Below are 4,761 nucleotides of genomic sequence, written 5' to 3'. Positions count from 1 at the left end.
CCGCCGCGCCCACCGCCTCGGTCAACCGCCCCGCCCAACTCCCCGCCGACCTGGCCACGTTCAGCGGACGGCGCACCGAACTCGCGGACGTCCGGGACCTGTTGCCCAAGGACTCCGACGACTCGCAGAAGATGACCATCAGCGTCGTCACCGGCATGGCGGGCGTCGGCAAGACGACCCTCGCCGTCCATCTGGCCCACGAGGTCGCCGACCGCTTCCCCGACGGACAGCTCTTCATCAATCTGCGCGGCTTCGACGCGACCGGCTCGGTCATGGCGCCGGAGGAAGCCATCCGTATCTTCCTCGACGCGCTCGGCGTCCCCCCGCAGCGCATCCCCGCGCAGCCGGAGGCCCAGGCGCTGCTCTACCGCACCCTGCTCGCCCGCCGCCGCATGCTGATCCTCCTCGACAACGCCCGCGACGCCGAACACGTCCGCCCCCTGCTGCCCGGATCCGCGAGCTGCCTCGTCATCGTCACCAGCCGCAACCAGCTCACCAGCCTGATCGCCGGTGAGGGCGCGCGGCCCCTGACCCTCCATCAACTGACGCACGCGGACGCGCACGACGTCCTGCGGCTGCGGCTCGGCACCAAGCGGCTGACGGCACAACCGGTCGCGGCCGACGAGATCGTGGCGCTCTGCGCCCGGCTGCCGCTGGCACTCGCCGTCGTCGCCGCCCGCGCGGCGATCAACCCCGGCTTCCCGCTCAGCGCCATCGCCGACGAGCTGTACGACAGCCAGGGCAGCCTCGACGCCTTCGAGAGCGGGGATCTCAACACGGACCTGCGCACCGTTTTCTCCTGGTCGTACGACGCCCTGTCCGCACCCGCCTCACGGCTGTTCCGGCTGCTCGGCCTGCACACCGGCCCGGACGTCTCCGCGCCCGGCGCCGCCGCCCTGGCCGCCCTGCCCCTCCGGGAGACCCGCGCCCTGCTCACCGAACTCTCCCAGGCCCACCTGCTCATCGAACGCCTCCCCGGCCGCTACACCGTGCACGACCTGCTGCGCGTCTACGCCCGCGAACGGGTCACCACCGACGAGCCGTCGACGGAGCAGGACCGGGCGGTCGAGCGGCTCCTGTCCTGGTATCTGCACACCGTGGACTCGGCCTACCTCCTCCTCGCCCCGCACCGCCGCCGGATCCGGCTGGACCCCGCGCCCCGCGGCAGCCGGCCCCTGTCGTTCACCACGCACGACCAGGCGCTCCAGTGGTGCGAGATCGAGCGGCCCAACCTGGTCGCCGCCGTGCACCAGGCCGCCACGTCGGGCAGGGCGGACATCGCCTGGCGGCTGGCCGCCACCCTGTGGGGCTTCTTCTACCTCCGTAACCATCTGCACGACTGGCTCGACACCTCCCGGACGGCGCTCGCCGCCGCCCGCGCCGCCAACGACCGCCAGGGCGAGGCCCAGAGCCTCGGCGACGCGGCCGGCGCGCTGACACAGCTGCGCCGGTTCGACGAGAGCATCGAGCACTACCGGCAGGAGATGGACATCCGCCGGGAGCTGGGAGACACCTACGGCCGGATGCACGCCGTGGCCAACCTGGGCAACGTCCATCTGAACAGCGGCAGACTCGACAAGGCCGTCGAGTACAGCCGGCGCGGGCTGGTCATGTTCCAGCTCAGCGGCTACTCCTGGGGCGAGGCGATCGTCCTGGCCAACCTGGGCGACGCCTACCAGCGGCTGGGCCGGTTCGACGAGGCCAAGGACAGCCTGGAGAAGTCGCTCACCGTCCTGCGTACCGTCGGCAACCGCTGGGTCGAGGGCGTCGTACTCGACACCCTCGGCACCGTCGACCAGCGGCTGGAGCGCTACGACGAGGCCGTCGAGCACTACGGCCAGGCGCTCGAGGCGCACCGGGACGTCGCCAACGCCTGGGGCGAGGGCTACACCCTCAGCAACCTCGGTGAACTCCAACTGGCCACCGGGGACGCCGAGTCGGCCCGCGACAGCTGGCAGCAGGCGCTGGCGGTCTGGACGAAGTTCGACCACCCGGACGCCGAGAACATGAAGGACAAGCTGAGCCGGCTGGACGACCCCGAGCGGGCGGCGTGAGCTGACGGGTTGAACCCCGTACGTCCCACGCGCGTTGTGCTGCCCGTACGGCACGCCACGAAGGGAACGCGATGACGGTCGACACTCCTGAAGCCGAGCAGGAGGCGGCGCCCTCGCCGCCTCTTTTCATCCTCTATCTGGAGGGGCCCGAGTACGCGCAGAATCTGCGGCAGCTCACGCTGTGGACCCACCATGTGCTGCTCCCGGTCTACGGCAGGGAGATCACCTCCGCCGCGCCCTGGTGCTCGCGCTGGTGGGAGCACCAGGAAGCGGTCGCGATGCTGCACGGACTGTGGCTCGCCTGGGCGGAGTTGACCGGTCCGGGCTCGGGGATGTGCGGACCCGCGAACTGGCACCGGGACTATCTGGGCCCGGTCATGCAGTCGCTGCGTGATCCGTCGGGGCCGTTCGCCGGCTGCAAGCCCGGCAACCACCGGGCGAAGGAGGCACCGACCGTGGACTCCACCGACCCGTTCGCCCCGCCGCCGCAGCCGCGGAACTGACGGAGGGCCGGGGACGGCCGCGGGTCTCCACCCGCGGCCGTCCCCGGCTCCTGCCGAGCGCTCGGCTCAGGCCTTGATGAACGACCACTGGTGGTCGTCCTTGTCATTGCACGGGAAGAGGGTGACGCCGCCGTTCGCGGACTTCTTGTCCGTCCGCGAGAGGTCGAGGCACATGTCGCCGCTGGCCTGGTTGCGGATCCAGTACGTGCCGTTGGACCGCTTGTCGAACCACCAGAGCTGGTTGTCCGCGAGGGTGGGCTTGCAGCCGTACTCGACCACCGGCGCCGAGACCTGGGCCGCGCCCTCGCCTCGCAGGTCCAGACACATCCGGTCCTTGGCGTTACGGATCACATAGAGGTCGGAGCCACCGGTGCCGGCGCCCTTGTGGGTCCTGTGCAGGATCCACCGCTGGTTGTCGGTCTTCGACGGGTCGCAGGCGAGCCAGTCCTGGATCCGCGCATCCGCCTTGCCCTTGCCATGACCGGGAATGTCGAGGCAGGAGCCGAACTTCTTGTTCTTGATCAGCAGGTCGCCGGTCGGCATCTTCGGGCCGGAGACGGGCTTCGCGCCCTTCGGCTTCGGCTTCGGCTTCGGCGGCGGGGGCTTCACCTCGGCCTTCGGCTTCGGCGGCGCGGGCTTCGTCGTCGAGGCGGAGGGCTTCGGCGAGGGCGACGTCGAGGGAGAGGGCGACGCCGTGGTGGAAGGCGACGTGGTCGGCGAGGGCGGTATCCAGGCGGGGGCCGACGAGCTCGGCGGCTTCAACGCCATCGGGGACTTGCTCGCGTCGTTGCCCGAGCCTGCCGCCGCGCTGTTGCCCTCGGCGCCCGCCGATCCGCCACTGCCCAGCGCCACCAGCGAACCGATGACGAGCGCCGCCACGGCGGCGGCCACGCCTCCGATGAAGGAGGGCCGCTGGAACAGACTGGGCTGCTCGTACTCGTCGTCCGACTGCGACTGCGACTTCTTCCGGCCGGAGTCCCCGATCAGGACGGCCGGACGGACGCTGGGCGGCTTCGACAGCGCGGACTTCGGCGGCGAGGGCGTGGACAGCGCGGACTTCGGCGTGGGGGGTGTGGTGAGGGCCGGCTGCTTCGGCACGGCGCGCGTCTCGCCGGGCTGGGGACGGGGCCGGCCGGACTCGAACGGCTCGTCGGGAGCGACGGCGGGCGCGACCGCGGGCGCGACGACAGGTGCAACGCCCGCACCCTCGCCCTTGGCCTTGTCCTCCCCCACCTGCTCCAGCAGCTTGCTCGACCCGTCCGGCTCGACCTCGACGATCGCCACGTAGTCCGCGGACGGGTCGGTGATGGCTCCCGTCACGGGGGCGTTCCGGGCACGCGCGTACCCGTGCAGCATGTCGAGGATCGCGACATCGAGCGGTTCGCCCGGCACGACGGCCACGGGGTCGCCGTCGATGGTGGCGGTACCGTCGCCGAAGATGACGACGGCGAAGTGAGAGGGTGGCTCGGGCCCCGGACCGGCGGCGCCCGGTTCGTCACCTCTGTTCATGTGCATCCCTTCGTTACGGTGTCGGTGGCGCGGCCCCGCGCGGGCAGGGCCGTGCGCCACAACATCTCTGCTCACACCGCAACGGTCATTCGGGCAAAACAGTTCAACGACCGGGACCGGTCCTCACGACCGGGAGGCGATTCCGCACTCCGCGTCGCCGGCCGCGTCCATGCTCGTGTCCATCGACGTGCTCCGGTCGTACGGGTCCACCTCGGGCCCGGAACCCTCGCCCGTACGGTCGGCGCTGAACTCGGGCAGGAAGTAGCCCGTGAAGTTGTCACAACCGCCGTTGGTGGCGTCCACCTTGTAGGAGAGCAGGGTGAACGTCCCCTTCTCGGTGATCACCTTCGAGGGGTCGTCCCAGCTCATCACCGTCTCGCGGCGCGCGATGGTGCGGGCGACCTCGTCGCTGCCGCCGGCGGCGCGGACGACNNAGGTGACATCACTGGTCACCTCCACCGCGCCCCGCTTGCCCTCCTTGAACGTGATCTCGCCCCGTGTCTTGACCACGTCCCCCGCGAGCCGCACCTCGGACTGCGCGAAGCGGCTGAACAGCAGCAGCGGGTCGTTCTCCTCACTGGGCTCGCCGAGCGCGGCGGTCACGAAGTCCTGGACATCCTCCTGGTGCGGATTCATCAGCGCGAGGGCCTTCTCCGGCCGCTCCCCGCGCAGCACACCGGGATCCAGACTGGACC

General features: G+C 71.0%; 3 protein-coding genes and 2 pseudogenes. 2 read left to right on the top strand and 3 right to left on the bottom strand.

Features of this window, described 5'->3' with window-relative positions:
• The coding region (locus BHU15_RS36160) for an ATP-binding protein (protein ID WP_069630970.1) at nucleotides 1–2,054 on the top strand (2,054 nt) is incomplete at its 5' end.
• Nucleotides 2,055–2,125: 71 nt separating this feature from the next.
• A complete protein-coding gene (locus tag BHU15_RS36155; protein ID WP_069630969.1) occupies nucleotides 2,126–2,557 on the top strand; it encodes a DUF4913 domain-containing protein in 432 nt (143 codons plus the stop codon).
• Nucleotides 2,558–2,623: 66 nt separating this feature from the next.
• On the opposite strand, the gene BHU15_RS36150 is transcribed toward BHU15_RS36155, so the two are convergent.
• From BHU15_RS36150 to BHU15_RS41850, 3 genes and pseudogenes are all read right to left on the bottom strand, one after another.
• Entirely contained in the window at nucleotides 2,624–4,066 is a 1,443-nt protein-coding gene (locus tag BHU15_RS36150) for an RICIN domain-containing protein (protein ID WP_069630968.1), read from the bottom strand.
• Between the two features lie 123 nt (nucleotides 4,067–4,189).
• Nucleotides 4,190–4,498: pseudogene (locus BHU15_RS41855) on the bottom strand (hypothetical protein); the annotation flags it as partial.
• A gap of 2 nt (nucleotides 4,499–4,500) precedes the next feature.
• Nucleotides 4,501–4,761: pseudogene (locus tag BHU15_RS41850) on the bottom strand (hypothetical protein); the annotation flags it as partial.

Source organism: Streptomyces niveus, from assembly GCF_001723055.1.
GTDB classification, from domain to species: domain Bacteria; phylum Actinomycetota; class Actinomycetes; order Streptomycetales; family Streptomycetaceae; genus Streptomyces; species Streptomyces niveus.
This window is presented reverse-complemented; position numbering and strand designations above follow the sequence as displayed.

Bases quoted from the DNA above. Each gene is read 5' to 3' on its own strand.
- BHU15_RS36155 (WP_069630969.1), top strand. From the start codon at position 2,126: ATGACGGTCGACACTCCTGAAGCCGAGCAGGAGGCGGCGCCCTCGCCG.
- BHU15_RS36150 (WP_069630968.1), bottom strand. From the start codon at position 4,066: ATGAACAGAGGTGACGAACCGGGCGCCGCCGGTCCGGGGCCCGAGCCA.